This window comes from Rheinheimera sp., assembly GCF_037442525.1.
Classification (GTDB): Bacteria; Pseudomonadota; Gammaproteobacteria; order Enterobacterales; family Alteromonadaceae; genus Pararheinheimera.
This window is the reverse complement of the sequence record NZ_JBBIQD010000001.1, coordinates 856767-880178: the sequence shown is the minus strand read 5'-3', so window position 1 is coordinate 880178 and position 23412 is coordinate 856767. Positions and strand designations below refer to the sequence as shown.

The 23412-nt window shown below is 51.1% G+C and carries 21 protein-coding genes and 2 tRNA genes; 21 read left to right on the top strand and 2 right to left on the bottom strand.

Annotated features, from left to right (window positions below):
* The first annotated feature begins 18 nt into the window (after window positions 1–18).
* Window positions 19–822: a M48 family metallopeptidase gene (locus WKJ03_RS04115; protein WP_337840885.1), complete on the top strand. Its 804-nt coding sequence runs from the start codon at window positions 19–21 to the stop codon at window positions 820–822.
* A 76-nt stretch (window positions 823–898) separates the two neighbouring features.
* On the opposite strand, the gene WKJ03_RS04110 is transcribed toward WKJ03_RS04115, so the two are convergent.
* A complete protein-coding gene (locus WKJ03_RS04110; protein ID WP_337840884.1) occupies window positions 899–2206 on the bottom strand; it encodes a Na+/H+ antiporter NhaC family protein in 1308 nt (435 codons plus the stop codon).
* Window positions 2207–2439: 233 nt separating this feature from the next.
* On the opposite strand from WKJ03_RS04110, the gene WKJ03_RS04105 reads away from it, so the two are divergent.
* From WKJ03_RS04105 to WKJ03_RS04080, 6 genes are all read left to right on the top strand, one after another.
* Window positions 2440–3594, top strand: coding sequence for an iron-containing alcohol dehydrogenase (locus WKJ03_RS04105; RefSeq protein ID WP_337840883.1), 1155 nt, complete (start codon window positions 2440–2442; stop codon window positions 3592–3594).
* A gap of 69 nt (window positions 3595–3663) precedes the next feature.
* Window positions 3664–4473: a 4-hydroxy-tetrahydrodipicolinate reductase gene (dapB, locus tag WKJ03_RS04100; protein WP_337840882.1), complete on the top strand. Its 810-nt coding sequence runs from the start codon at window positions 3664–3666 to the stop codon at window positions 4471–4473.
* 195 nt (window positions 4474–4668) lie between these two features.
* The gene (gene carA, locus WKJ03_RS04095) at window positions 4669–5799 is read left to right on the top strand and encodes a glutamine-hydrolyzing carbamoyl-phosphate synthase small subunit (protein WP_337840881.1); all 1131 of its coding nucleotides are present in this window, start codon (window positions 4669–4671) and stop codon (window positions 5797–5799) included.
* Window positions 5800–5820: 21 nt separating this feature from the next.
* On the top strand, window positions 5821–9042 hold the full coding sequence (gene carB / locus WKJ03_RS04090) for a carbamoyl-phosphate synthase large subunit (protein WP_337840880.1): 3222 nt from the start codon (window positions 5821–5823) through the stop codon (window positions 9040–9042).
* Complete coding sequence (greA, locus tag WKJ03_RS04085) at window positions 9039–9515, top strand: transcription elongation factor GreA (RefSeq protein ID WP_337840879.1); 477 nt, start codon at window positions 9039–9041, stop codon at window positions 9513–9515. The genes carB and greA overlap by 4 nt, the downstream gene beginning before the upstream one ends.
* A gap of 16 nt (window positions 9516–9531) precedes the next feature.
* Window positions 9532–10014 (top strand): hypothetical protein, encoded by a 483-nt coding sequence (locus tag WKJ03_RS04080; protein WP_337840878.1) that lies wholly within the window; start codon window positions 9532–9534, stop codon window positions 10012–10014.
* Here the strand turns inward: WKJ03_RS04080 and yhbY are convergent.
* Complete coding sequence (yhbY, locus tag WKJ03_RS04075) at window positions 10011–10307, bottom strand: ribosome assembly RNA-binding protein YhbY (protein WP_337840877.1); 297 nt, start codon at window positions 10305–10307, stop codon at window positions 10011–10013. The genes WKJ03_RS04080 and yhbY overlap by 4 nt on opposite strands.
* Window positions 10308–10390: 83 nt before the next feature.
* On the opposite strand from yhbY, the gene rlmE reads away from it, so the two are divergent.
* The 14 genes from rlmE (at window position 10391) to rpsO (ending at window position 23341) form a co-directional block, all read left to right on the top strand.
* Window positions 10391–11020: a 23S rRNA (uridine(2552)-2'-O)-methyltransferase RlmE gene (rlmE, locus tag WKJ03_RS04070; RefSeq protein ID WP_337840876.1), complete on the top strand. Its 630-nt coding sequence runs from the start codon at window positions 10391–10393 to the stop codon at window positions 11018–11020.
* 71 nt (window positions 11021–11091) lie between these two features.
* Entirely contained in the window at window positions 11092–13005 is a 1914-nt protein-coding gene (gene ftsH, locus WKJ03_RS04065; RefSeq protein WP_337840875.1) for an ATP-dependent zinc metalloprotease FtsH, read from the top strand.
* 61 nt (window positions 13006–13066) lie between these two features.
* Window positions 13067–13909 (top strand): dihydropteroate synthase, encoded by an 843-nt coding sequence (gene folP, locus WKJ03_RS04060; RefSeq protein ID WP_337840874.1) that lies wholly within the window; start codon window positions 13067–13069, stop codon window positions 13907–13909.
* Window positions 13902–15236: a phosphoglucosamine mutase gene (gene glmM, locus WKJ03_RS04055; RefSeq protein ID WP_337840873.1), complete on the top strand. Its 1335-nt coding sequence runs from the start codon at window positions 13902–13904 to the stop codon at window positions 15234–15236. Before folP ends, glmM begins: the two co-directional genes overlap by 8 nt.
* A 72-nt stretch (window positions 15237–15308) precedes the next feature.
* Complete coding sequence (gene tpiA, locus WKJ03_RS04050; protein ID WP_337840872.1) at window positions 15309–16055, top strand: triose-phosphate isomerase; 747 nt, start codon at window positions 15309–15311, stop codon at window positions 16053–16055.
* The gene (gene secG / locus WKJ03_RS04045) at window positions 16055–16378 is read left to right on the top strand and encodes a preprotein translocase subunit SecG (protein WP_337840871.1); all 324 of its coding nucleotides are present in this window, start codon (window positions 16055–16057) and stop codon (window positions 16376–16378) included. The genes tpiA and secG overlap by 1 nt, the downstream gene beginning before the upstream one ends.
* A gap of 14 nt (window positions 16379–16392) precedes the next feature.
* A tRNA-Leu gene (locus tag WKJ03_RS04040) sits at window positions 16393–16477 on the top strand.
* 81 nt (window positions 16478–16558) lie between these two features.
* Window positions 16559–16635: transfer RNA gene (locus tag WKJ03_RS04035), tRNA-Met, on the top strand.
* Window positions 16636–16851: 216 nt separating this feature from the next.
* Complete coding sequence (gene rimP / locus WKJ03_RS04030) at window positions 16852–17307, top strand: ribosome maturation factor RimP (RefSeq protein ID WP_337840870.1); 456 nt, start codon at window positions 16852–16854, stop codon at window positions 17305–17307.
* Window positions 17308–17335: 28 nt separating this feature from the next.
* The gene (gene nusA, locus WKJ03_RS04025) at window positions 17336–18832 is read left to right on the top strand and encodes a transcription termination factor NusA (protein WP_337840869.1); all 1497 of its coding nucleotides are present in this window, start codon (window positions 17336–17338) and stop codon (window positions 18830–18832) included.
* Window positions 18833–18858: 26 nt separating this feature from the next.
* Complete coding sequence (gene infB, locus WKJ03_RS04020) at window positions 18859–21534, top strand: translation initiation factor IF-2 (RefSeq protein ID WP_337840868.1); 2676 nt, start codon at window positions 18859–18861, stop codon at window positions 21532–21534.
* Window positions 21535–21617: 83 nt separating this feature from the next.
* A complete protein-coding gene (rbfA, locus tag WKJ03_RS04015) occupies window positions 21618–22040 on the top strand; it encodes a 30S ribosome-binding factor RbfA (RefSeq protein WP_337840867.1) in 423 nt (140 codons plus the stop codon).
* Window positions 22040–22972: a tRNA pseudouridine(55) synthase TruB gene (gene truB, locus WKJ03_RS04010; protein WP_337840866.1), complete on the top strand. Its 933-nt coding sequence runs from the start codon at window positions 22040–22042 to the stop codon at window positions 22970–22972. The genes rbfA and truB overlap by 1 nt, the downstream gene beginning before the upstream one ends.
* A gap of 99 nt (window positions 22973–23071) precedes the next feature.
* The gene (rpsO, locus tag WKJ03_RS04005) at window positions 23072–23341 is read left to right on the top strand and encodes a 30S ribosomal protein S15 (protein ID WP_337840865.1); all 270 of its coding nucleotides are present in this window, start codon (window positions 23072–23074) and stop codon (window positions 23339–23341) included.
* Window positions 23342–23412 lie beyond the last annotated feature (71 nt).

Sequence of the window (23412 nt, the reverse complement as noted above, 5' to 3'; positions counted from 1 at the left end):
CAGATGCAGGAGGGAGATATGCGTCGTTTTACTTATGCCTTATTGGCGGTTTCTATGGTGCTGGCCAGTTGTGCCCAGTCGCCGACAGGCCGGCGGCAATTGATGTTGTTTGATGAGTCCAAACTCAGTGCTATGGGTTCTCAGACCTTCGAAGGCATGAAAAAGGACATGCCTGTCAGCAGCAACAAAAAAATTAACCAGTACGTCCAATGTGTGGCGAATTCGCTGATCAAACAGACGGATGCCAAATGGCAACAAACGCCTTGGGAAGTCGTGGTGTTTGACGATGATCAGGTCAATGCCTTCGCCTTGCCCGGCGGCAAAATAGGGGTTTATACAGGGCTGTTACTGGTGGCTGAAAACCAACATCAGCTGGCGGCAGTGATGGGGCATGAGATAGCGCACGTGATAGCAGGGCACAGCAATGAACGTTTGTCGAGCGACCAGTTTATTCAAACTGCATTAACAGTGGCGGATGGTGCTCTGGCTGCAACTGGTACTCAATACCAGCAGCAACTGATGACGGCTTTTGGCGTTGGGGCACAGATTGGTGTGGCTTTGCCTTTTAGCCGGACTCATGAAAGTGAGGCCGATATTATTGGTCTGGATTTGATGGCCAAAGCAGGCTTCGAACCAGCCCAGTCCGTGAAGCTGTGGCAAAATATGGCGGCGAAGGGCAGTGGTGGCACACCTCAGTTTTTGTCCAGTCACCCGGTGCCAGAAAATCGCATTAAAGCGCTGAATGCCCATATGATGGTTGCTGAGGGCTATTATCAGCAGCGTCTTAGCCGGGGGGCTCAACCTTCCTGCAGTAAAGGCTAAGCTCGCTTCTGGGTGAATACATCCAGCAAAACAATAAACAAGCCCGCTGCATGCGGGCTTGTTTATTCAAGAGTGCTTATTTGGTTCTCTCAAAGGCAATGCGCAGTACTGCAAACAGCGCCAATAACAGGCAGTAATAACTTTGGGTCACCACATCCCAAGGCGATAAACCAAAGCTGGCGCCGAGCAGCAGCGCCTGAGCACCGTAAGGCACCAGGCCCTGTGCAATACAGGCAAACACATCCAGCAGGCTGGCACTGCGTTTGGCGCTGATCTGGTGCTCTGTCGCAATCTGCTTGCTAACGTCACCTGCAACCACAATGGCCACAGTGTTGTTGGCGATACAAAGGTTGCTGACAAACACCAGCAGCGCAATGGCCAATTGCTGTGCTTTGTTGCCCGCCAACCGTAGTTTCTCAGCATAAGCACTGATATGGTGTGATAGATAGTCCAGACCGCCTTGCTGCTTTATAAATTCACCCAAAGCACCCACCAGCATCGACAACAGGAAAATTTCCTGCATCGAGCCAAAGCCTTTGTAAATATCTTTGCCCAGCTCTGCCAGCGGGTAATCAGCAAAAACGGCACCTTGCACCGCTGCCAATACAATGCCCAGCAGCAGCACGGCAAACACATTCAGACCGGCGACGGCCAACACCAAAATGGCGGCATAAGGCAAAACACCGGTCCAGTTGAATTCCTTGACCGTCACCTGGCTTTCGCTGTGACCGAGCAGCACAAAGAGCAGTAAGGTCAGCAGCGCGGCGGGCAAGGCAATTTTCAGGTTTTCGCGGAATTTATCTTTCATCTGTGCACCCTGAGTGCGGGTCGATGCGATGGTGGTGTCTGAGATGATCGACAGGTTGTCGCCAAAAATAGCGCCGCTGAGCAGCACACCTGCCACCAAAGCCGGTTCCAATCCTGCCTGTTGTGCCAGACCAACGGCGATGGGGGCTAAGGCACCTATGGTGCCCATCGAAGTGCCCATTGCCGTCGCCACTAAGGCTGAAATCACGAACAAACCGGGTAATAAAAATTGCGCCGGAACCAGGGACAGGCCAGCATTAACCACGGCATCGACACCTCCACTGGCCTGAGCCACTGATGCAAAGGCACCAGCCAGCAAGTAGATAAAACACATGGTGATGATATTGCTGTTGCCAGCCCCCCGGACCGCAACGTCAATCGCCTGATGCAAGGGCGCTTTAAACAACCAGATAGCCAGCACTAAAGCCGGAATGATAGCAACTGGGCCGGGCAACTGGTAAAAGGCATAATCCACCCCTTGAGATTGCAGGTAGAGCCCGGTGCCGAGAAATAGTGCGACAAACAGCAGCATAGGCACTAAGGATAAACGTGCCTGCTGCTTTTCCGAATGAGTCATTCGTGATCCTCTTTAAATGGGTGAGGTATTTAAAATCTGGCGGAATATATAGACGTCCAGAAGTCCTGTCAAATAAGAAAATGGCCTGAGTTAGAACCTGTTTCTGCCGTCAGGCTGATGAAAAAACAGCCTATCTGCTTTTTGTCCGGCTGCCTACTCTGCGACGAACTCCCTTGAACTTTGGCAGGGTCAGGCGCATATCTGAAAGATTACTATCAGAAGAGTCAAACCTTATGCAGAATTTCTCCTATCAGAACCCAACACGTATTGTTTTTGGAGCGGGCCAGCTGTCACAGCTGAGCCAATTGGTGCCTGCGGATGCCCGGGTGTTACTGACCTATGGCGGTGGTTCTATCCACAGGAATGGCGTATATCAGCAGGTGACTGAGGCGCTGAAGCAGCATCAGGTGGTAGAGTTTTCAGGCATTGAACCCAACCCAAGTTATGAGACTCTGAGCAAAGCTGTAGAGCTGGTCAAAAAGGAGAAACTCGATTTTATTCTGGCAGTGGGTGGGGGCTCTGTAGTGGACGGCAGCAAGTACATAGCAGCCGCAGCCTTGTTGGAGCAGGATGGTTGGGCCATTTTGCAAAACAAAGTACGGGTGCGGCAGGCCTTACCTTTAGGCTGTGTGTTAACTTTACCGGCCACAGGATCAGAAAGTAACCCTCATGCGGTCATCACCAAAAAGGCGACACAAGAGAAGTTGTCCTTTTCCCATCCGGCCGTTTTTCCTCAGTTTGCCGTATTGGACCCGACTGTCACTTATAGCCTGCCGCCCAAACAAATTGCCAACGGTGCGGTGGATGCCTTTGTGCATGTGATGGAGCAGTACATGACGTACCCTGTGAATGCCGCTGTGCAGGATGCGTTTGCAGAGTCCTTGCTAAAGATCCTGATTGATGTAGGCCCAAAAGCGCTGGCACAACCAGAGAACTACGATGTGCGGGCAAACCTGATGTGGTCTGCGACTATGGCGTTAAACGGGCTGATTGGTGTTGGCGTACCGCAGGACTGGGCAACGCACGCTTTAGGCCATCAAATCACGGCGCTTTATGGCCTGGACCATGCGCAGACGCTGGCGGTTGTGTTGCCTGCGTTGCTGCAGCATCAACGCAGCGTCAAAAAAGACAAGTTGCTGCAGTACGCTCAAAATGTCTGGGGGCTAAGCCATAACGACCCGGAGCGGCTGATGGATGACGCCATTGCACATACCCGTGCTTTTTTCGAACGGATGGGCGTGCCCACCCGTTTAACGGATTATGGCTTACCGGCCAGTGCAGCTGCGGAACTGGCCGCCAAAGTCAGGGCCGCTGGGATGCAACAGCTGGGTGAGCATGGCCAAATTGACTACGCAGCTTCGGAAGCTATATTCCGTGCAGCAGTCTGAGGTTTTTATTGCTTATCCATCCAGACTGCCGTTAAATAGCGGCCGATTTTGTCTTCTGTTGAGGTAACGATGAGCAGCGTAGGTATTTTGGGCGCCAATGGCCGGATGGGGCGTGCCCTGGTAACTGTGGCCAAAGAGCAGGACTTGCCATTTGCCGCAGCGACTGTTCGCCTAGGCTCTGAGCTGGCGGGGCTGGATGCCGGAGATCTGGCCGGTTGTGGTAAAACCGCTGTATTACTACAACAAACCACGCTGACGGTGATACAACAGGCGGATATCTGGATCGACTTTACGATGCCGGACGCCATGCTGCAGCATCTGGAACTGGCGGTGCAGGCGAAAAAAGCCATGGTCATTGGTGTCACAGGCCTGACCGATGCTCAGTATGCTCAGGTGCAGGCGGCGGCCAAGCTCATACCCATCGTCTGGGCCCCTAATATGAGTGTTGGTGTGAATTTGCTGCTGCATTTGGTGCAAACGGCCGCCAAAGTGATGGGCAATAGCGCTGACATTGAAATTATCGAAGCACACCACAGATTTAAAAAGGATGCACCGTCAGGCACTGCAATGGCCATAGGTCATCAGATTGCCAAAACCCTTGGGCGCAATCTGGCGGACCTGGCCGTCTATGGCCGGGAAGGTATCACGGGCGAACGTGATCAGAAGACCATTGGATTTGCGACTGTGCGGGGCGGCGACATCATTGGGGATCACACGGCACTCTTTGCTGACCTTGGCGAGCGTCTGGAAATTACCCATAAAGCTTCCAGTCGTACTACCTTTGCGCAAGGAGCCTGGCGCGCAGCGCTCTGGTTGCAAAATAAGCAGCCAGGACTTTATTCTATGCAGCAAGTGCTGGGATTGGCCGACTTAGCATAGATTTTTGAAGACTATGTTATAAAAATGCATCAAACCAGCCATTTTTATAAATAATCAAAAAATAGTTAGACCAAATAGCGCAAATCACCTAGAATAATCAGGTTTGCCTAGGCAAATCTGGGTTCAAAAATTCTGGGTCAAAACGGGTGGTGAACTGATTGTTTTTCCCCCGTTTTTTGCTGTTTGGAGGTTATCTTGACTAAGTCCGCCCTGCTCGTACTGGAAGACGGCACCGTGTTTCGCGGTACAGCCATTGGCGCTGAAGGTGTTTCTGTCGGAGAGGTGGTGTTTAATACCTCAATGACCGGGTATCAGGAAATATTGACTGATCCCTCATACGCTGAACAAATGGTCACTCTGACCTATCCTCATATCGGAAATACCGGCACCAATGAGGAAGATGAAGAATCCGGTAAAGTGTGGGCCAAAGGCCTGATTATTCGTGACCTTCCTTTGTTAGCCAGCAATTTCCGTAATCAAACTTCCCTTAGTCAGTACCTCCAATCCCGTAACATTCTTGGCATTGCCGACATCGACACCCGTAAGCTGACCCGTATTCTGCGTGAAAAAGGTGCACAAAACGGCTGCCTGATGGCCGGTGATCATTTAGACGAAAGTAAAGCACTTGAGCTGGCACGTAGTTTTCCTGGCCTGTCAGGCATGGATCTGGCCAAAGAAGTCACGGTTCGTGAGCCTTATCAGTGGACCGAAGGCAGCTGGCAGTTAGGTCAGGGGTTTGTCACTCCAGAAAACAAGCAGTTTCATGTCGTAGCTTATGATTTTGGTGTGAAACGCAATATTCTGCGTATGTTGGTCGACAGAGGCTGTCGTTTAACTGTGGTGCCGGCTCAGACACCGGCTGAGCAGGTACTGGCGATGAACCCAGACGGTATCTTCTTATCGAACGGTCCTGGCGATCCGGCCCCCTGTGATTATGCCATCAACGCCATTGAAACTTTCCTGACGACTGACATTCCGGTCTTTGGTATCTGTTTAGGCCACCAGTTACTGGCACTGGCCAGTGGGGCCAAAACCGTCAAGATGGTGGTGGGCCACCACGGTGGTAATCACCCGGTGCAAAACCTGGATACAAAACGTGTACTGATCACTGCACAAAACCATGGTTTTGCGGTGGACGAAGCCACGTTGCCAGCCAATTTACGTGCCACTCACAAATCGCTGTTCGACGGCACCTTGCAGGGCATTCACCGTACAGACAAACCGGCTTTTAGCTTCCAGGGCCACCCTGAAGCCAGCCCTGGCCCTCATGAAGCCAGTGAATTGTTTGACCACTTTATCGAATTGATGCAACAGCGTCAGGCTTGATTAGCGAGAGCAGGAAGAGTTATGCCAAAACGTACTGACCTTAAAAGTATTCTGATCCTCGGTGCCGGTCCTATCGTGATCGGTCAGGCCTGTGAATTTGACTATTCAGGCGCTCAGGCCTGTAAAGCCTTAAAAGAAGAAGGCTACCGGGTGATCCTGGTGAATTCCAATCCGGCCACCATTATGACGGACCCTGAAATGGCCGATGCCACTTACATCGAGCCGATTCACTGGCAAGTGGTGGAAAAAATTATTGAAAAGGAACGTCCATGTGCGGTTTTGCCGACCATGGGTGGTCAGACCGCACTGAACTGTGCGCTGGATTTAGAACGACACGGTGTGCTGGCTAAATACAATGTAGAAATGATTGGTGCAACGGCCGATGCCATCGATAAAGCCGAAGACCGCAGCCGTTTTGATAAAGCGATGCGCTCCATTGGCCTGGCCTGTCCACGTGCAGGTTTGGCGCATTCGATGGAAGAAGCTTTCGAAGTGCTGGAAAAAATCGGTTTCCCTTGCATTATCCGTCCGTCCTTCACTATGGGGGGGTCAGGCGGTGGTATTGCGTATAACCGTGAAGAGTTTGAAGAAATCTGTACCCGCGGTCTGGATTTATCACCAACCAAAGAGTTGCTGATTGACGAATCGCTGATCGGCTGGAAAGAGTACGAGATGGAAGTGGTGCGTGATAAAAACGACAACTGCATCATTGTCTGCTCCATTGAAAACTTCGACCCTATGGGCGTGCACACAGGTGACTCCATCACAGTAGCGCCGGCTCAGACTTTAACGGATAAAGAATACCAAATCATGCGTAACGCCTCTTTGGCGGTACTGCGTGAAATTGGTGTGGAAACCGGTGGCTCCAACGTGCAGTTTGGTATCAACCCGGTTGATGGCCGTATGGTGATCATCGAGATGAACCCGCGGGTATCGCGCTCCTCTGCACTGGCGTCCAAAGCCACAGGTTTCCCTATTGCCAAAGTGGCCGCCAAACTGGCTGTTGGTTACACGCTGGACGAGCTGGCCAATGACATTACCGGTGGTAAAACCCCGGCGTCTTTCGAGCCAAGCATTGACTATGTGGTCACCAAAGTGCCACGTTTTAACTTCGAAAAATTTGCCGGTGCCAATGACCGTCTGACCACTCAGATGAAATCGGTCGGTGAAGTGATGGCGATTGGCCGTAATCAGCAGGAATCGCTGCAAAAAGCCCTGCGTGGTCTGGAAATCGGGGTTTGTGGTTTGGATCCGGTCATCGACATCCATGCACCGGAAGCCCGTGAAAAAATTATCCGCGAACTGCGTGAGCCAGGCTCTCACCGGATCTGGTACATTGCCGATGCCTTCCGTCTGGGCATGAGCATGGACGAGATTTTTAACCTGACCAAAATTGATCCTTGGTTCCTGGTGCAGATTGAAGATTTACTGAAAGAAGAAACGGCCGTAGCCGCCCATGGTTTTGCCGGTCTGGATGAACAGCGTCTGCGTACCTTAAAACGCAAAGGTTTTGCTGATAAACGCATCGCAGACATCTTAGGTGTGGCCGAAACTGAAGTACGCAAAAAACGCCACAGCTTTAATCTGCACCCGGTGTACAAACGTGTCGATACCTGTGCGGCAGAATTTGCCTCCAACACAGCTTATATGTATTCCACTTACGATGAAGAATGTGAAGCGGCGCCAAGCAACCGTGACAAAATCATGATCATCGGTGGTGGCCCGAACCGTATCGGTCAAGGCATTGAATTCGACTATTGCTGTGTGCATGCGGCGCTGGCACTGCGTGAAGATGGGTATGAGACCATTATGGTCAACTGTAACCCAGAGACTGTGTCGACCGACTATGACACTTCAGACCGTCTGTACTTTGAGCCAATTACGCTGGAAGACGTGCTGGAAATCGTGAAAAAAGAACAGCCAAAAGGCGTGATCGTGCAGTACGGTGGGCAGACGCCATTGAAACTGGCCCGTGCGCTGGAAGCCAACGGAGTGCCAATCATTGGTACTTCACCGGATGCCATCGACCGAGCAGAAGACCGCGAGCGCTTCCAGCAAGCTGTTGAACGATTGGGTTTAAAGCAGCCGAAAAACGCCACTGTGACCAGCCTGGAAGAAGCTCTGAGCAAGGCCCCTGCTATTGGGTATCCTATGGTAGTGCGCCCGTCTTATGTGCTGGGTGGCCGTGCCATGGAAATTGTTTACGACGACACCGACCTGCGCCGTTATATGACGGAAGCTGTGTCTGTGTCTAACGACTCGCCAGTGTTGCTGGATCGTTTCCTGGATGACGCCATTGAAGTGGATATCGATGCGATCTGCGACGGCACCGACGTGGTGATCGGCGGCATTATGGAACATATCGAACAAGCGGGTGTGCACTCAGGGGACTCTGCCTGTACGCTGCCGCCACACAGCCTGGGTAAAGACATTCAGGACCTGATGCGCGACCAGGTACGGAAACTGGCACTGGAACTGGGCGTCGTCGGGCTGATGAATACCCAGTTTGCCGTGAAAGACGGGGAAGTCTATCTGATTGAAGTAAACCCACGTGCCGCCCGTACTGTGCCATTTGTGTCCAAAGCCATTGGCTTGCCTGTAGCCAAAGTTGGGGCCCGTTGTATGGCCGGTATGAGTCTGAAACAACAGGGTGTGACTGAAGAGATTATCCCACCGTATTTCTCAGTGAAAGAAGTGGTGATCCCCTTTAACAAGTTCCCAGGTGTTGACCCTATCCTTGGCCCTGAAATGCGTTCAACAGGGGAAGTGATGGGCGTGGGGGATGATTTCGCTGAAGCCTTTGCCAAGGCGCAGTTAGGCGCTGGTGTGATGATTCCGTCCGGTGGCCGGGCTTTACTTTCGGTGCGTGATAGCGATAAAGTGCGCGTCGTAGAGTTAGCGCGTCTGATGCTGGAAAAAGGCTTTGAACTGGATGCAACCGGGGGTACTGCCAAAGCATTGCAAACTGCAGGTATTGCTTGCCGTGAAGTCAGCAAAGTCTTTGAAGGCCGTCCGCATATTCTGGACCGCATTAAAAACGGCGAATACAGCTATATCGTCAACACCACTGAAGGTCGTCAGGCGATTGAAGATTCCAAAGTATTACGTCGTGGCGCGCTGCAACACAAAGCGAATTACACCACAACCCTGAATGCTGCTTTTGCAACCTGTCAGTCAACAGCCGCCAGTGCTTTTGCCCGGGTTGCATCAGTGCAGGAATTACATAAGAGAGTAAAAGGATGAATCAGATCCCAATGACAGTTCAGGGCGCACAACAACTGCGTGATGAATTGCAGGAACTGAAAACAGTTAAGCGTCCGGCAGTGATTGAAGCTATTGCGGAAGCACGTGAACACGGCGATTTAAAAGAAAACGCTGAGTATCACGCCGCCCGTGAACAGCAAGGCTTTATTGAAGGCCGTATTCAGGATATTGAAGCCAAACTGTCGAATGCGCAGATTATTGATGTCACCAAGATGCCAAATAACGGCAAAGTGATTTTTGGCTCCACTGTGACTATTCTGAATCTGGATACTGAAGAAGAAGTGACTTACCGCATTGTGGGTGATGATGAAGCAGACATCAAAAACAACCTGATTTCTGTCAATTCACCTATAGCCCGGGGCCTGATAGGCAAAGAGCAGGACGATGTGGTCAGGGTCAAAACGCCAGCCGGTGAGGTCGAATTCGAAATCGCCGAAGTGCAGTACCTCTAAACATGGTTCTGAATAAATGGCGGCATTAGCCGCCATTTTTTTCAGCTCGTTGTACGGGGTGCATTCTGAGTTTAAGCCACGTCGTGAAGTAGGGGATATCCTGGTGCCACACAAAGCCTATCAGTTGAAGTTGGAACAGCGGGTACTCTGGGTAAAAGCCATAGGGGTCTCGACAGTGCTGCAGACTGAAGAATACATCAGAGCGTTCAGAGAGACGGTGCAGCCTGTGTTGCATGAACCTTGGGCCGTGGTGCTGGATATGAGCCTGTGGCAACCCAGTCCGGCTCAGTCTTTTGCACTGCTGCAGGACAACTCCGTCTGGGCCCTGGCGAATAATCTCAAGCATGTGGAAATACTGTTACCGGCCGATCCAATTCTGACCTGGCAGTATCTGAAAGCCACAGATACAGACAAACCATTGGATCTGACCCGTCATCTGGCGTCGGATGAACAAGACGCCCGCCAGTCTTTGATCCAGGCGGGGTTTATCCGGCTTTAACCGCGGGGTAACTGGATTTTTTTGTCGTCGGAAGGGCGGAACAGCACCAGAATATGGCCAATCACCTGCACTTTTTGTGCTTTGGACTCGCGCACTATGGCATCCATAATGGCGATTTTTTCTTCGCGGTCGATGCTGGGCACTTTAACTTTGATCAGTTCATGATGGTTCAACGCCAAATCCACCTCAGCCATGACGCCTTCAGTCAGACCATTGCCGCCAAGCAAAACCACTGGTTTCAGCTCATGCGCCTTGGCTTTGAGGAATTGTTTTTGTTTATTGCTTAAGTTCATAAATCGGGTTTTCCAGTTGGGAAAGCTTGAAAATAGCGTATTGTACCGCCATCTTCGGTGGAAGACTATTTAAGAGTACAGAGATGACTAAGAAAAAACGCTCCGCCAGCTCGTCACGCTGGATTCAGGAGCATGTCAGTGATCCTTTTGTGCAGAAAGCACAAAAACTGGGTTTGCGTTCCAGAGCTTCCTTTAAGCTCGACGAAATTCAGGACAAAGACAAACTGATCAAAACTGGGATGACGGTAGTGGATTTAGGGTCTGCGCCGGGTAGCTGGTCTGAACTTGCGGCTCGTTTGGTGGGTCCAACAGGTTGTGTGGTGGCTTGTGATATTTTGCCGATGGACCCTTTGGCCGGCGTGGCCTTTTTGCAAGGTGATTTCCGCGAAGATGCGGTGCTCAATGCATTGTTGGAACGCATCGGCGGTCGTAACGTTGATGTGGTGTTGTCTGATATGGCACCGAATATGAGCGGTAATGCGACAGTGGACCAGTCCCGCAGCATGTATCTGATAGAGCTGGCGCTGGATATGTGTCATAAAGTGTTGAAAAAAAATGGTGCTTTTGTGGTGAAAGTCTTTCACGGCGAAGGCTTCGATGACTATGTCAAACAGGTACGGGATGTATTTTCTGCAGTACGAATTCGTAAGCCGGATTCGTCCCGCTCCCGCTCCAGCGAGACATATATCGTGGCGACTGGCTTTAAAGTTTAGTAAAGTAGCGCCAGTTTGATCGAATCCTAATTATTTGTTTTGGTAACTAAGAGGTTCCTACCTTGAGTGATATGGCTAAAAATCTGATCGTCTGGTTAGTGATTGCCGTGGTGTTGATGTCGGTCTTTAACAGTTTTGGACCGGCGGACAAATCCGAGCGGCAAATCAGTTATACCCAATTCCTGAAAGAAGCAAATCAGGGGCAGATCCGCGAAGTGAAAGAGCAGGGTGGCCTGATCACTGGGGTCAAACGCTCAGGCGACCGGTTTGAAACTGTGATCCCTATGGGGTATGACCCGAAACTGGTGGATGACATGTACAAAAATGACATCACCTTTACCGGCACTGCACCGGAGCAACCCAGCGTGCTGGGGCAGATCTTTATCTCCTGGTTCCCTATGTTGCTGCTGATTGGTGTCTGGATTTTCTTTATGCGCCAGATGCAAGGGGGAGGCGGCAAAGGTGCCATGTCTTTTGGTAAGAGCCGTGCCCGTCTTATGGGTGAAGATCAGATCAAAACTACTTTTGCGGATGTGGCCGGTTGTGACGAAGCCAAAGAAGAAGTGACTGAGCTGGTGGATTATTTAAAAGATCCTTCTCGCTTCCAGAAATTAGGTGGACGTATCCCAAAAGGCGTGCTGATGGTCGGCCCGCCTGGTACAGGTAAAACCTTGCTGGCTAAAGCCATAGCGGGTGAAGCCAAGGTGCCGTTTTTCACTATATCGGGTTCTGACTTTGTTGAAATGTTTGTCGGTGTAGGTGCCAGCCGTGTCCGCGATATGTTCGAGCAAGCCAAAAAGGCGGCGCCTTGCATCATCTTTATCGATGAAATTGATGCGGTAGGCCGTCAGCGTGGCGCCGGTTTAGGTGGCGGTCATGATGAGCGTGAGCAGACACTGAACCAGATGCTGGTAGAGATGGACGGTTTCGACGGCAACGAAGGCATCATCGTGATTGCCGCCACCAACAGACCTGACGTGTTGGACCCGGCCTTATTACGGCCTGGCCGCTTTGATCGTCAGGTGGTGGTTGGTTTACCTGATGTACGTGGCCGTGAACAAATTTTGAAAGTACATATGCGTAAAGTGCCATTGGCAGATGGGGTGGACGCCTCATTGATTGCCCGTGGTACACCAGGTTTTTCTGGTGCAGACTTAGCCAACCTGGTCAATGAAGCGGCGCTGTTTGCTGCGCGCTCAAACCGCCGGGTGGTGTCGATGGATGAATTTGAAAAAGCCAAAGACAAAATTCTGATGGGTACTGAACGTCGTTCTATGGTGATGACGGAAAAAGAAAAGGAAATGACTGCTTATCACGAAGCTGGACATGCTATTGTCGGTCGTCTGGTACCCGAGCATGATCCTGTTTACAAAGTCAGTATTATCCCCAGAGGCCGTGCTTTGGGTGTCACTATGTACCTGCCTGAGCGCGACCGGGTCAGCCATTCCAAGCGATTCCTGGAAAGCATGATCAGTTCGCTGTTTGGTGGCCGTATTGCGGAAGAAGTCATTTATGGCCCTGAAGCCATCACGACCGGTGCATCAAACGATATTGAACGTGCGACCGACTTAGCCCGTAAGATGGTGACGCAATGGGGCTTCTCGGACAAGCTTGGGCCCCTGCTGTACGCTGAAGAAGAAGGCGAAGTGTTTTTAGGGCGCTCTGTCAGTAAAAACCGCCATATGTCGGAAGAGACGATTAAAGTGATTGACGAAGAAATTCGTGACTTTATCGACCGCAACTATGCACGGGCTAAGCAGCTGATTGAAGAGAACATGGATATTCTTCATGCGATGAAAGATTGCCTGATGGCTTATGAGACCATTGATGCCAAACAAATTGACGATTTGATGGCACGTCGTCCGGTACGTGAACCCGAGAACTGGGAACCGAAAGATCAAAATAAAGGTCCGAAGAATGATGAACCTGAAACCAAAGAAACGGTCTCAGGGGCAACAGAACCTTCAACTGACAACACTTTGTAATAAGTTGATTGAGTAACCAAACCCCGGCTTGACCGGGGTTTGTGTTTTACGGAGTTTTTTTATGTTGTTGCAGTTACCACGTCAGCGGCAATTAGACCTGTCCAAGCCCAAAGTCATGGGCATTCTGAATATCACACCGGATTCGTTTTCTGATGGGGGCCGTTTTATCGGCCATGATGCTGCGCTGATGCAGGCGGAGAGCATGTTAAAGGCCGGTGCTGCGATCCTTGACATTGGCGGTGAATCTACCCGCCCCGGGGCGAATGAAGTATCGGTGCAGCAGGAGCTGGACCGGGTGCTGCCGGTCATCGAATTGCTGCGTAAAGAGTTAGATCCTGTCATTTCGATTGACAGCTGTAAGACGATCGTGATGCGTGAGGCTGTGGCTGCTGGCGCAGACATACTGAATGATATCAAAGCGCTACAGGATGAAGGCGCAGTGGCGCTGGCTGCAGAACTGCGGGTGCCGGTATGCCTCATGCATATGCAAGGCCAGCCCAGAACAATGCAACAGGCTCCTGTTTACCAGAATGTGGTTCAGGAGGTATGTCAGTTTTTACAGCAGCGTGCCGACATCTGTATCCAGGCGGGAATAGCGCGAGAGCAAATCGTACTCGATCCGGGTTTTGGCTTTGGCAAGTCCCTGTCCCATAACTACCAGCTGTTAAGCGGGCTGTCAGCTCTGGTGCAGTTAAATTACCCGGTGCTGGCAGGCATGTCGCGCAAATCCATGGTTGGGCAGTTGTTAGAGCTGCCTGTTGAGCAGCGTTTGGCAGGCAGTTTGGCCTGTGCCACAATAGCCGTTATGCAAGGTGCCCGGATTATCCGGGTGCATGATGTCAAAGAAACAGTGCAAGCGGTGGCGGTTGCACAAGCCACCTTATTTGGAGTAGAGCATGGCTAGGAAGTATTTTGGAACTGATGGGGTACGGGGCAAGGTTGGTGAATTTCCCATTACTCCGGAATTTGCAATGAAGCTGGGTTGGGCCGCCGGCCGTGTCTTGTCTCAACGTGGCACCCGCAAAGTGCTGATTGGCAAAGATACCCGTATTTCAGGTTATTTGTTGGAAACTGCATTGGAAGCGGGCTTGGTTGCGGCCGGTGTTGATGTGCGTTTATTGGGGCCTATGCCCACACCAGCGGTGTCTTATCTGACCCGAACTTTCCGCGCTGAGGCTGGCATTGTCATCAGCGCCTCTCACAACCCTTATTACGACAACGGCATCAAGTTTTTCTCTGCTGACGGAACCAAATTGCCGGATGACGTCGAGCTGGCCATTGAAGAGGCGATGGAGCAGCCGATGATCTGTGAACCGTCCGAACGTTTGGGCAAAGCCCAGCGTATTGATGACGCCGCCGGTCGTTATATTGAGTTCTGTAAAAGCCATTTACCGAATCATTTGAATCTGAGTGGCTTAAAAATTGTGATTGATTGTGCTCATGGTGCAACCTACCACATAGCACCTAGCGTGTTTCGTGAACTGGGGGCTGAGGTGATTGCCATTGGCATTCAGCCCAACGGTCTGAATATTAACGATCACTGTGGTGCCACTCACACAGAATTGCTGCAAAAAACCGTAGTGGAAAACAACGCTAACCTGGGCATTGCCTATGACGGTGACGGCGACCGCGTGATGATGGTCGACCATACAGGTCGGGTGATCGATGGGGACGAAATTGTCTATATCATCGCCCGTAACGCCAAACAGCAAGACAAACTGCAAGGCGGTGTGGTGGGGACCCTGATGAGCAATATGGGTCTTGAAATCGCACTGGCGGAGTTGGGCATTCCTTTTGCCCGCTCTGCGGTCGGAGATCGTTATGTCGTGGAAATGCTGGCCCAAAAAGGCTGGCGTATTGGCGGTGAGAATTCCGGTCACGTCCTTAATCTGGATCACACTGGCACTGGCGATGGCATTATCGCTTCATTGCAAGTACTGGCCGCCATGCTGAATGCAGGTTTGTCGCTGGCGGAATTAGCACAGGGCATGCATAAACTGCCACAGGTGCTGATTAACGTCCGTTTTGAAAAAGGCACAGCGCCACTGGATAATCAGCACGTCAAAGATGTGATTAAACAGGTAGAGCAGGAGCTGGCCGGGCAAGGTCGCGTTTTGATCCGAAAATCCGGTACTGAACCTTTAATCCGTGTAATGGTGGAAGGAAGAGTACAGGACGAAGTACAGGAAATGGCGCAAAAAATAGCCGATTCAGTGAGGATTGCCAGTTAAACCACTACTTTAACTTGTCTGAGCGGGCGAGGTTGGTTACCATCTCGCCCGGTTTCAGCTCGGGGCAACATTATGAGACAGCGCAAGCCTTTGGTCGTCGCAAACTGGAAAATGAATGGTGATCAGCATCTGGTTCATCAGGTCAGCGACAGTCTGGCTGCGTTATCTGGCGCTTTACCGGATATTCTGATCTGTCCGCCGGTAATTTTTCTGTCGAACTTTCCAAAACATCCGAATTATTGTTTGGGTGCACAGAATCTGAGCGAACAGCCAGCAGGTGCCTTTACCGGTGAAATTTCTGCCGTTATGCTAGCCCAGGCTGGCGCAAGTCATGTGATAGTTGGGCACTCCGAACGCAGAACCCTGTATGGTGAGACTAATTCTCTGGTGGCTGCCAAAGTGGCGCGGGCACTGGCTGCAGGTTTAACCCCTGTTCTTTGTGTTGGGGAAACTGCGGCTCAAAGGGCCGAAGAAAAAACTTTTCAGGTGCTTGCAGAGCAATTGGATGCGGTGTATTCTGCGCAGCCTCAATGGCTGGCGGCCTCTGTCATTGCGTATGAGCCCTTGTGGGCTATAGGCACTGGCAATACAGCGACGCCAGAACAAGCCCAGCAGGTGCATGCATTTATTCGCCAACAACTGGCCAGGTATGATGCAGCTGCGGCGCCTGATGTACGGATTTTATATGGCGGCAGCGTAAACGCAGGCAATAGTGCTTCACTTTTTGCCCAGGCTGACGTTGATGGTGCTCTTGTTGGTGGAGCCAGTTTAAATGCAACAGACTTTGTTGCAATTTGCCTCAGTGCGAAAGGTGAATAATGTACGAATTATTTATTGTGTTATATCTGTTGGTGGCAATTGCCCTGATTGGTCTGGTGTTAATCCAGCACGGTAAAGGTGCAGACATGGGTGCTTCTTTTGGTGCCGGCGCTTCTGCCACTATTTTTGGCTCTTCCGGAACAGGCAATTTTTTGACCCGTACTACGACCGTATTGGCCACACTGTTTTTTGCGTTAAGCCTGTTGTTGGGCAACCTGAGCACAACTCATGTGAAAAAGGCCGACGAGTGGGAAAACCTAGCTCCATCAGCAGAGCAGGTTGAGCAGAAAAAGCCTGAGTCTGAGATCCCGGTAGGAAACTAACCCTCAAAAATTCAGCCGAGATGGTGAAATTGGTATACACGCTACCTTGAGGTGGTAGTGCCTTCGGGCGTGCGGGTTCAAGTCCCGCTCTCGGCACCAATATTGAAGCACCGCAAGTGCATGAAGAATTCAGCCTTGCGATAGTCAGACCAGGACTATATAATGTGCGCGTTTTACGGACGCGGGATGGAGCAGCCTGGTAGCTCGTCGGGCTCATAACCCGAAGGTCGTCGGTTCAAATCCGGCTCCCGCAACCAATTTCCAGAATGTTTTACGTAAGTAAAATAAAGTTGGTGAGCAGTCCGCAAGCGCACAAAGGTGCCATAGAATTCAGAAAATTGATTGGCGATATCAGTTTTCAGTCAGAGTTAAATTCGCCCCGCTTGTTCGGGGCTTTTTTATATCTGCAATCGAGTTGTACTAAAATTCTGGGCGCTATGCCCTTTTTTTATTTCTGATGTCAGGAGGTCTCTTTGACTAAACAAGAACAGCAATTAACAGCGCTGCTTGCCCCTACAGTGGAAGCTGCAGGCTTTGAATTGTTGGGGATTGAATTGATAAGGGCGGGAAAACATTCGACCTTACGCCTTTATATCGATCACCCGGAAGGCGTGAATGTGGATCAATGTGCTGTGGTCAGCCGTGAAGTCAGCGCTGTTCTTGATGTTGAAGACCCAATTCCAACTGAATATTTCCTTGAGGTGTCCTCGCCTGGTTTAGACCGCCCGTTGTTTACGCCGGCTCACTTTACCAAGGTGGTTGGGCAGAAAATCGAAGTAAAACTGGCTATTCCGCAGGATGGTCGCCGTAAGTTTAAGGGGCTGCTGACACAAATCGAAGACGATATGTTGGTGGTTGAAGTGGATGGCAAACCCTACCGTTTGCTGATGGATAATGTAGATAAAGCAAACCTGGTTCCTGTGTTCTGAGACACAGGTCATAGCGAGGCATAATAAGATGGCTAAAGAAGTTTTATTGGTTGTGGACGCCGTGTCCAACGAAAAGTCAGTCCCACGTGAAAAGATTTTCCAGGCGCTGGAGTATGCACTGGCTGCTGCTACCAAAAAGAAAAATGAAGGTGATATTGAAGTCCGTGTGGCTATTGATCGCAAAACCGGCGCTTATGAAACTTTCCGCCGCTGGCAGGTGATCCCTGACGACCAGATCCAGGAACATCCATACCGCGAAATGACGTTGTCCGCCGCTCAGTTTGACGATCCGTCACTGCAGGTGGGTGACTATGTTGAAGAGCAGATCGAATCTATTACCTTTGACCGCATTACCACTCAAATGGCCAAACAGGTCATAGTGCAAAAGGTCCGTGAAGCTGAACGTTCACAAGTGGTTGAAGCTTATGTCGACCAGGTCGGCGAATTAGTGACTGGCGTGGTGAAAAAAGTAAACCGTGACAGCATCATTGTGGACTTAGGCAATAACGCCGAAGCCATGCTGGCCAAAGAAGAAATGCTGCCACGTGAGACCTTCCGTCCTGGTGACCGTATCCGTTGTTTATTGTATGCAGTAAAACCAGAAGCCCGCGGTGCTCAGCTGTTTTTAAGCCGTACCCGTCCGGAAATGCTGATCGAACTGTTCCGCATTGAAGTGCCGGAAATCGGTGAAGAGATGATCGAAATCCGTGGTGCCGCCCGTGACCCTGGCCTGCGTGCCAAAATCGCGGTGAAAACAAACGACCGTCGTATTGACCCTGTTGGCGCCTGCGTCGGTATGCGTGGTTCACGGGTGCAAGCTGTCTCCGGTGAGCTGGGCGGTGAGCGCGTGGATATAGTGCTTTTTGATGACAACGCAGCTCAATATGTGATTAACGCTATGGCTCCGGCTGAAGTGGCCTCCATCATTGTGGATGAAGATGCGCATTCGATGGATATTGCTGTCGAAGACAGCAATCTGGCGATGGCCATAGGCCGCGCCGGTCAGAACGTTCGTCTGGCCAGTCAACTGACAGGTTGGGAACTGAACGTGATGACAGTGACGGCCATGAAAGAGAAACACCAGGAAGAAACTTCCAAAGTGCTGAACCTGTTTATCAGCGCGCTGGAAATTGACGAAGACTTCGCAGGTGTGCTGGTAGACGAAGGTTTCTCATCGCTGGAAGAAATCGCTTATGTACCTGTCAGTGAATTGCTGGCGATCGACGGTCTGGACGAAGACACTGTCGAAGAATTGCGCAAACGCGCAAAAGCAGTATTGACCACAAAAGCTCTGGCCAGTGAAGAATCACTGGAAGGTGCGGCTCCAAGTGAAGAGCTGATCAACCTGCCAGGTGTCGGGACTCATACGGCTTACGTATTGGCCAGCAAAGGTGTTGTCACTCTCGACGACCTGGCTGAGCTTGGAGTAGATGATTTGATCGAAATTGAAAAAATGTCAGAAGAAAAAGCGGCTGAGCTGATTATGGCTGCCCGTAACATCGTCTGGTTTAACGAACAGAACTGATTGGGTAAACGGAGGAAAACACTGACATGACAGAAGTAACTATTGAGAGACTGGCCAGTGACGTCAACACCACAGTTGACCGTTTAATCCAGCAGTTTGCTGATGCAGGCATTCAAAAATCGGCTGGCCAGATGGTCAGTGAAGAAGAAAAACGCACGTTGTTGGACCATTTAAGCCGGGCTCATGGTGGTCAGTCGGCCGAGCCAACCAAGCTGACGTTAAAACGCAAGGAAAAAACCACGCTGAGCGTGTCCGGTGGCGCCGGCCGTAACCGTGAAGTGCAGGTGGAAGTCCGTAAGCAAAAAACTTACGTCAAACGCCCATTTGGCGACGATGCGGCGCGGCAGGCGGAAGAAGCCCGTCTGGAAGAAGAACGTGCAGCTGAAGAAGCCCGCCGTGAACAGGAGCGTTTAGCGGCTGAGAAAAAGGCCAAAGACGACGCCGAGCGTAAAGCGCGTGAAGACGCAGAGCGTAAAGCCGCCGAAGCCAAACGTCGTGATGATGCAGCCAAAGCCGGTCATAAAGATGACCCGGAAGAAGCTGCCCGCCGAGCGGCCAAGGAAGAAGCCAAACGTGAAGCTGAACGTATCAAAGCACAGCAGGAAGCGGAACGTTTGCGCAAACTTGAGCTGGAAGCTCAGAAACAGGCGGAAGAAGCCCGTCGTTTGGCCGAAGAAAACGCAGAACGTTGGTCAAAAGAAGACTCAACGGAAGACAAAGACGATTACCACCTGACGAGCAATGCCTATGCCAAACAGGCTGAAGACGAAGCTGACTCACGCGACGAGCGTGGCGGACGTCGCAGTGGTAAGGCCAAGGCGCCAGCTGGCAAGGCCAAGAAAAAAGACGATGTGGACGATAAAGACGCTTTTAACCGCGCCAACCGTCATAAGAAAAAGAAAACCCCTACCAGTATGCAGCATGGTTTTAACAAACCGGCCCAACCGGTAGAGCGTGAAGTCAAAATTGGCGAAACCATCACAGTGGCTGAGCTGGCTGCCAAAATGGCGGTCAAAGCGTCTGAAGTCATCAAAGTGATGATGAAGATGGGCGCTATGGCCACCATCAACCAGGTGATCGACCAGGAAACGGCCGCTATTGTTTGTGAAGAGATGGGCCACAAGTTCACGCTGACCAAAGAAAATGAGCTGGAAGAAACGGTCATGTCAGACCGCGAAGGTGAAGGCCAGCTGGAGCCTCGCGCTCCGGTCGTCACCGTAATGGGCCACGTTGACCATGGTAAAACCTCATTACTGGACTACATCCGTAAAGCCAAAGTGGCGGCAGGTGAAGCTGGTGGTATTACCCAGCATATTGGTGCTTACCACGTGGATACTGACCGTGGCATGATCACTTTCCTGGATACCCCAGGTCACGCTGCCTTCACGTCAATGCGTGCCCGTGGTGCCAAAGCCACAGATATAGTGGTTCTGGTGGTGGCTGCAGACGACGGCGTGATGCCACAAACCAAAGAAGCGATTCAGCACGCCAAAGCGGCTGGTGTGCCTATTGTGGTTGCGGTGAACAAAATTGATAAACCAGAAGCTGATCCGGACCGCGTGCGTAACGAGTTATCCCAATACGGTGTCATATCTGAAGAATGGGGTGGGGATACCCAGTTCGTTCAGGTATCTGCCAAAGCGGGTATTGGTATTGACAACCTGCTGGAATCTCTGTTGGTTCAAGCTGAATTACTGGAATTGAAAGCTGTTCGGCAGGGCATGGGACGTGGGGTGGTGATTGAATCCCGTCTGGACAAAGGCCGTGGGCCTGTTGCCTCCATCCTGGTGCAGGAAGGGACGCTGAAGCAAGGCGATATCGTGCTTTGTGGTTTCGAATATGGCCGCGTTCGTGCGATGCGCGACGAAAACGGTCAGGAAGTAAAAGAAGCAGGTCCTTCAATTCCGGTTGAGATTTTAGGTCTGTCCGGTGTGCCGGCCGCTGGTGATGAAGTGACAGTGGTGCGTGACGAGCGTAAAGCCCGTGAAGTTGCTTTGTACCGTCAGGGTAAATTCCGTGATGTTAAACTGGCGCGTCAGCAAAAAGCCAAACTGGAAAATATGTTCGCCAATATGGCCGAAGGCGATGTGGCCGAGCTGAACATAGTGCTGAAAGCGGACGTACAGGGGTCAGTTGAAGCTATTACCGACTCCTTACTGAAACTGTCCACCGATGAAGTGAAGATCAGAATTATCGGCAGCGGTGTCGGTGGTATTACTGAAACTGACGCTACGCTGGCTGCGGCTTCGTCGGCCATCGTCATCGGCTTCAACGTGCGCGCCGAAGGCACAGCACGTAAGATCATCGAAGATGAAAACCTGGATCTGCGTTACTACAGCATCATTTATGAACTGTTAGACGAAGTGAAAGCGGCGATGACCGGGATGCTGGCGCCTGAGTTTAAACAACAGATCATTGGTCTGGCTCAGGTTCGTGACGTGTTCCGCTCACCGAAGTTCGGTGCCATCGCGGGTTGTATGGTGATCGAAGGTATTGTGAAGCGTAACGCGCCAATCCGAGTGTTACGTGACAACGTGGTGATTTACGAAGGTGAACTGGAGTCCCTGCGTCGCTTTAAAGATGACGTTTCCGAAGTGCGTAACGGCTTCGAATGTGGTATCGGCGTGAAGAACTACAACGACGTCCGCGAAGGCGACCAAATCGAAGTCTTCGAAGTGGTTCAGGTAGAACGTACGCTGTAACAGCAGAAAGTTCGATACAGAAATCGGCAGGGGTTAGGCAGTGCTTAGCCCCTGTTTCTTTCTCAGCTAGAAGGAAAGAACAAATGGCTAAAGAATTCAGCCGGGTAGACCGGCTCTCACAACAAATGCAGCAGGAAATGGCAGTGATTTTACAACGTGAAATCAAAGACCCTCGCCTGCACAGCATGATTACAGTTTCGGCTGTGGATGTGTCAAAAGATTTGTCCCATGCCAAAATTTTCGTCACCTTTTTAGGTCTGGAACAGGCCAAGGTGAAACAGAACCTGGACATACTGAACGATGCCAGCGGTTTTATCCGTAGCTTGATTGCCAAGCGTATTCAGTCCCGTATTGTGCCGACCATCAGGTTTTACTTTGATGAGTCGCTGGACCGCGGTATCAACATGGCGAACCTGGTGGAACAGGTGCGTAAAGAAGATGAGCGTAAACGCGTCGCTTCAGGTCAGGAGCCAGAGCCAAAAGCTAAACACGACGAGGAAGAATAATGGCCCGTCGTGCGGTTAATGGTATTTTATTGCTGGATAAACCGCTGGAAGTTTCCAGCAATGGCATTTTGCAGCGGATCCGCTGGTTGTATCAGGCGGAAAAAGCCGGCCATACCGGTGCTTTGGATCCGCTGGCCAGTGGTTTGTTGCCGATTTGTTTTGGTGAAGCGACCAAGTTTTGCCAGTTTCTGCTCGACACGGACAAAACCTATGAAGTCAGTGCCCGCTTTGGTGTACGGACTGATACCAGTGATGCTGCTGGGGAAGTGATCAGCGAGCGGCCTGTGCAGTTTGATTTGGCGCAGCTGGAGCAGGCACTTATTCGGTTCCGTGGTCCGCAGTTGCAGGTGCCCACCATGTTTTCGGCACTGAAGTACCAGGGCCAGCCGTTGTATAAATATGCACGTCAGGGCATAGAAGTTCCGCGTGAAGCCCGGCCTATAGAGGTCTTCCGTTTTGAGTTGCTGAGTTTTGACGGTGAAAATGCCAGCTTTATTGTGCATTGCAGTAAAGGCACCTATATCCGCACCTTGATTGATGATTTAGGTGAGTTGTTAGGAAGTGGTGCTTATGTGACTGCATTACGCCGCACCCATGTCGGGCCTTTTCATGCGGCGCAAATGCGACAGGAAGGGGAGCTGGTGCCATTAAATGATGCCAAAGACTGGGCTGGTCTGGATGCGTTGTTGTTGCCGATGGATTTGGCACTGACCGGCTTGCCTGCGCTCAACCTGAACGAAGTGCAACAAAAACGTTTGGTGCACGGCCAGACGGTGGTACTGACAGATGCCGAATTGCAGCTGTTGGGGCAGGCTGATTTACTGGCTGTGAAGTTGTATGGCACGGCAGCGCAGTTTATTGGTGTCGGCTCTGTCACAGGTGCCATTCTGTCCGTTCGCAGGCTGTTGAATACCAATACACCAGCCCTATGATTTTACTTGTCAGCGCTGGTGAAAACGCATAAAATGCGCGCTCTTTTGCTGTGGCTGGATTAGTGCCTGGCTACAGCTGTACATCCAATCGGAGGATTTATGTCACTAACTACAGCAGAAAAAGCGAAAATTTTAGCTGATTTCGCGACTAAACAAGGCGACACTGGTTCACCAGAAGTTCAAGTTGCTCTGTTAACTGGTTCTATCAACAAGTTACAGCCTCACTTTGCTGATCACAAACACGATTTCCACTCTCGTCGTGGTCTGCTGCGCATGGTTAGCCAGCGCCGTAAGCTGTTAGATTACCTGAAAGGCAAAGATGCTCAGCGTTATGCTGCGCTGATCGAGCGTTTAGGTCTGCGTCGTTAATTCTTAACTGAATGACGAAATGCGAAAAAGCCAGTCGGATGACTGGCTTTTTTGTTTCTGAAGCCGGTTAC

What these genes read in the sequence shown, in the direction of transcription:
- rpsO (WP_337840865.1), top strand. Translation starts at nt 23,072, where the DNA reads ATGTCACTAACTACAGCAGAAAAAGCGAAAATTTTAGCTGATTTCGCG.
- folP (WP_337840874.1), top strand. Translation starts at nt 13,067, where the DNA reads ATGTTGTTGCAGTTACCACGTCAGCGGCAATTAGACCTGTCCAAGCCC.
- WKJ03_RS04110 (WP_337840884.1), bottom strand. Translation starts at nt 2,206, where the DNA reads ATGACTCATTCGGAAAAGCAGCAGGCACGTTTATCCTTAGTGCCTATG.
- carB (WP_337840880.1), top strand. Translation starts at nt 5,821, where the DNA reads ATGCCAAAACGTACTGACCTTAAAAGTATTCTGATCCTCGGTGCCGGT.
- WKJ03_RS04105 (WP_337840883.1), top strand. Translation starts at nt 2,440, where the DNA reads ATGCAGAATTTCTCCTATCAGAACCCAACACGTATTGTTTTTGGAGCG.
- nusA (WP_337840869.1), top strand. Translation starts at nt 17,336, where the DNA reads ATGGCTAAAGAAGTTTTATTGGTTGTGGACGCCGTGTCCAACGAAAAG.
- ftsH (WP_337840875.1), top strand. Translation starts at nt 11,092, where the DNA reads ATGGCTAAAAATCTGATCGTCTGGTTAGTGATTGCCGTGGTGTTGATG.
- tpiA (WP_337840872.1), top strand. Translation starts at nt 15,309, where the DNA reads ATGAGACAGCGCAAGCCTTTGGTCGTCGCAAACTGGAAAATGAATGGT.
- greA (WP_337840879.1), top strand. Translation starts at nt 9,039, where the DNA reads ATGAATCAGATCCCAATGACAGTTCAGGGCGCACAACAACTGCGTGAT.
- rbfA (WP_337840867.1), top strand. Translation starts at nt 21,618, where the DNA reads ATGGCTAAAGAATTCAGCCGGGTAGACCGGCTCTCACAACAAATGCAG.
- yhbY (WP_337840877.1), bottom strand. Translation starts at nt 10,307, where the DNA reads ATGAACTTAAGCAATAAACAAAAACAATTCCTCAAAGCCAAGGCGCAT.
- WKJ03_RS04115 (WP_337840885.1), top strand. Translation starts at nt 19, where the DNA reads ATGCGTCGTTTTACTTATGCCTTATTGGCGGTTTCTATGGTGCTGGCC.
- infB (WP_337840868.1), top strand. Translation starts at nt 18,859, where the DNA reads ATGACAGAAGTAACTATTGAGAGACTGGCCAGTGACGTCAACACCACA.
- truB (WP_337840866.1), top strand. Translation starts at nt 22,040, where the DNA reads ATGGCCCGTCGTGCGGTTAATGGTATTTTATTGCTGGATAAACCGCTG.
- glmM (WP_337840873.1), top strand. Translation starts at nt 13,902, where the DNA reads ATGGCTAGGAAGTATTTTGGAACTGATGGGGTACGGGGCAAGGTTGGT.
- dapB (WP_337840882.1), top strand. Translation starts at nt 3,664, where the DNA reads ATGAGCAGCGTAGGTATTTTGGGCGCCAATGGCCGGATGGGGCGTGCC.
- secG (WP_337840871.1), top strand. Translation starts at nt 16,055, where the DNA reads ATGTACGAATTATTTATTGTGTTATATCTGTTGGTGGCAATTGCCCTG.
- rlmE (WP_337840876.1), top strand. Translation starts at nt 10,391, where the DNA reads ATGACTAAGAAAAAACGCTCCGCCAGCTCGTCACGCTGGATTCAGGAG.
- WKJ03_RS04080 (WP_337840878.1), top strand. Translation starts at nt 9,532, where the DNA reads ATGGCGGCATTAGCCGCCATTTTTTTCAGCTCGTTGTACGGGGTGCAT.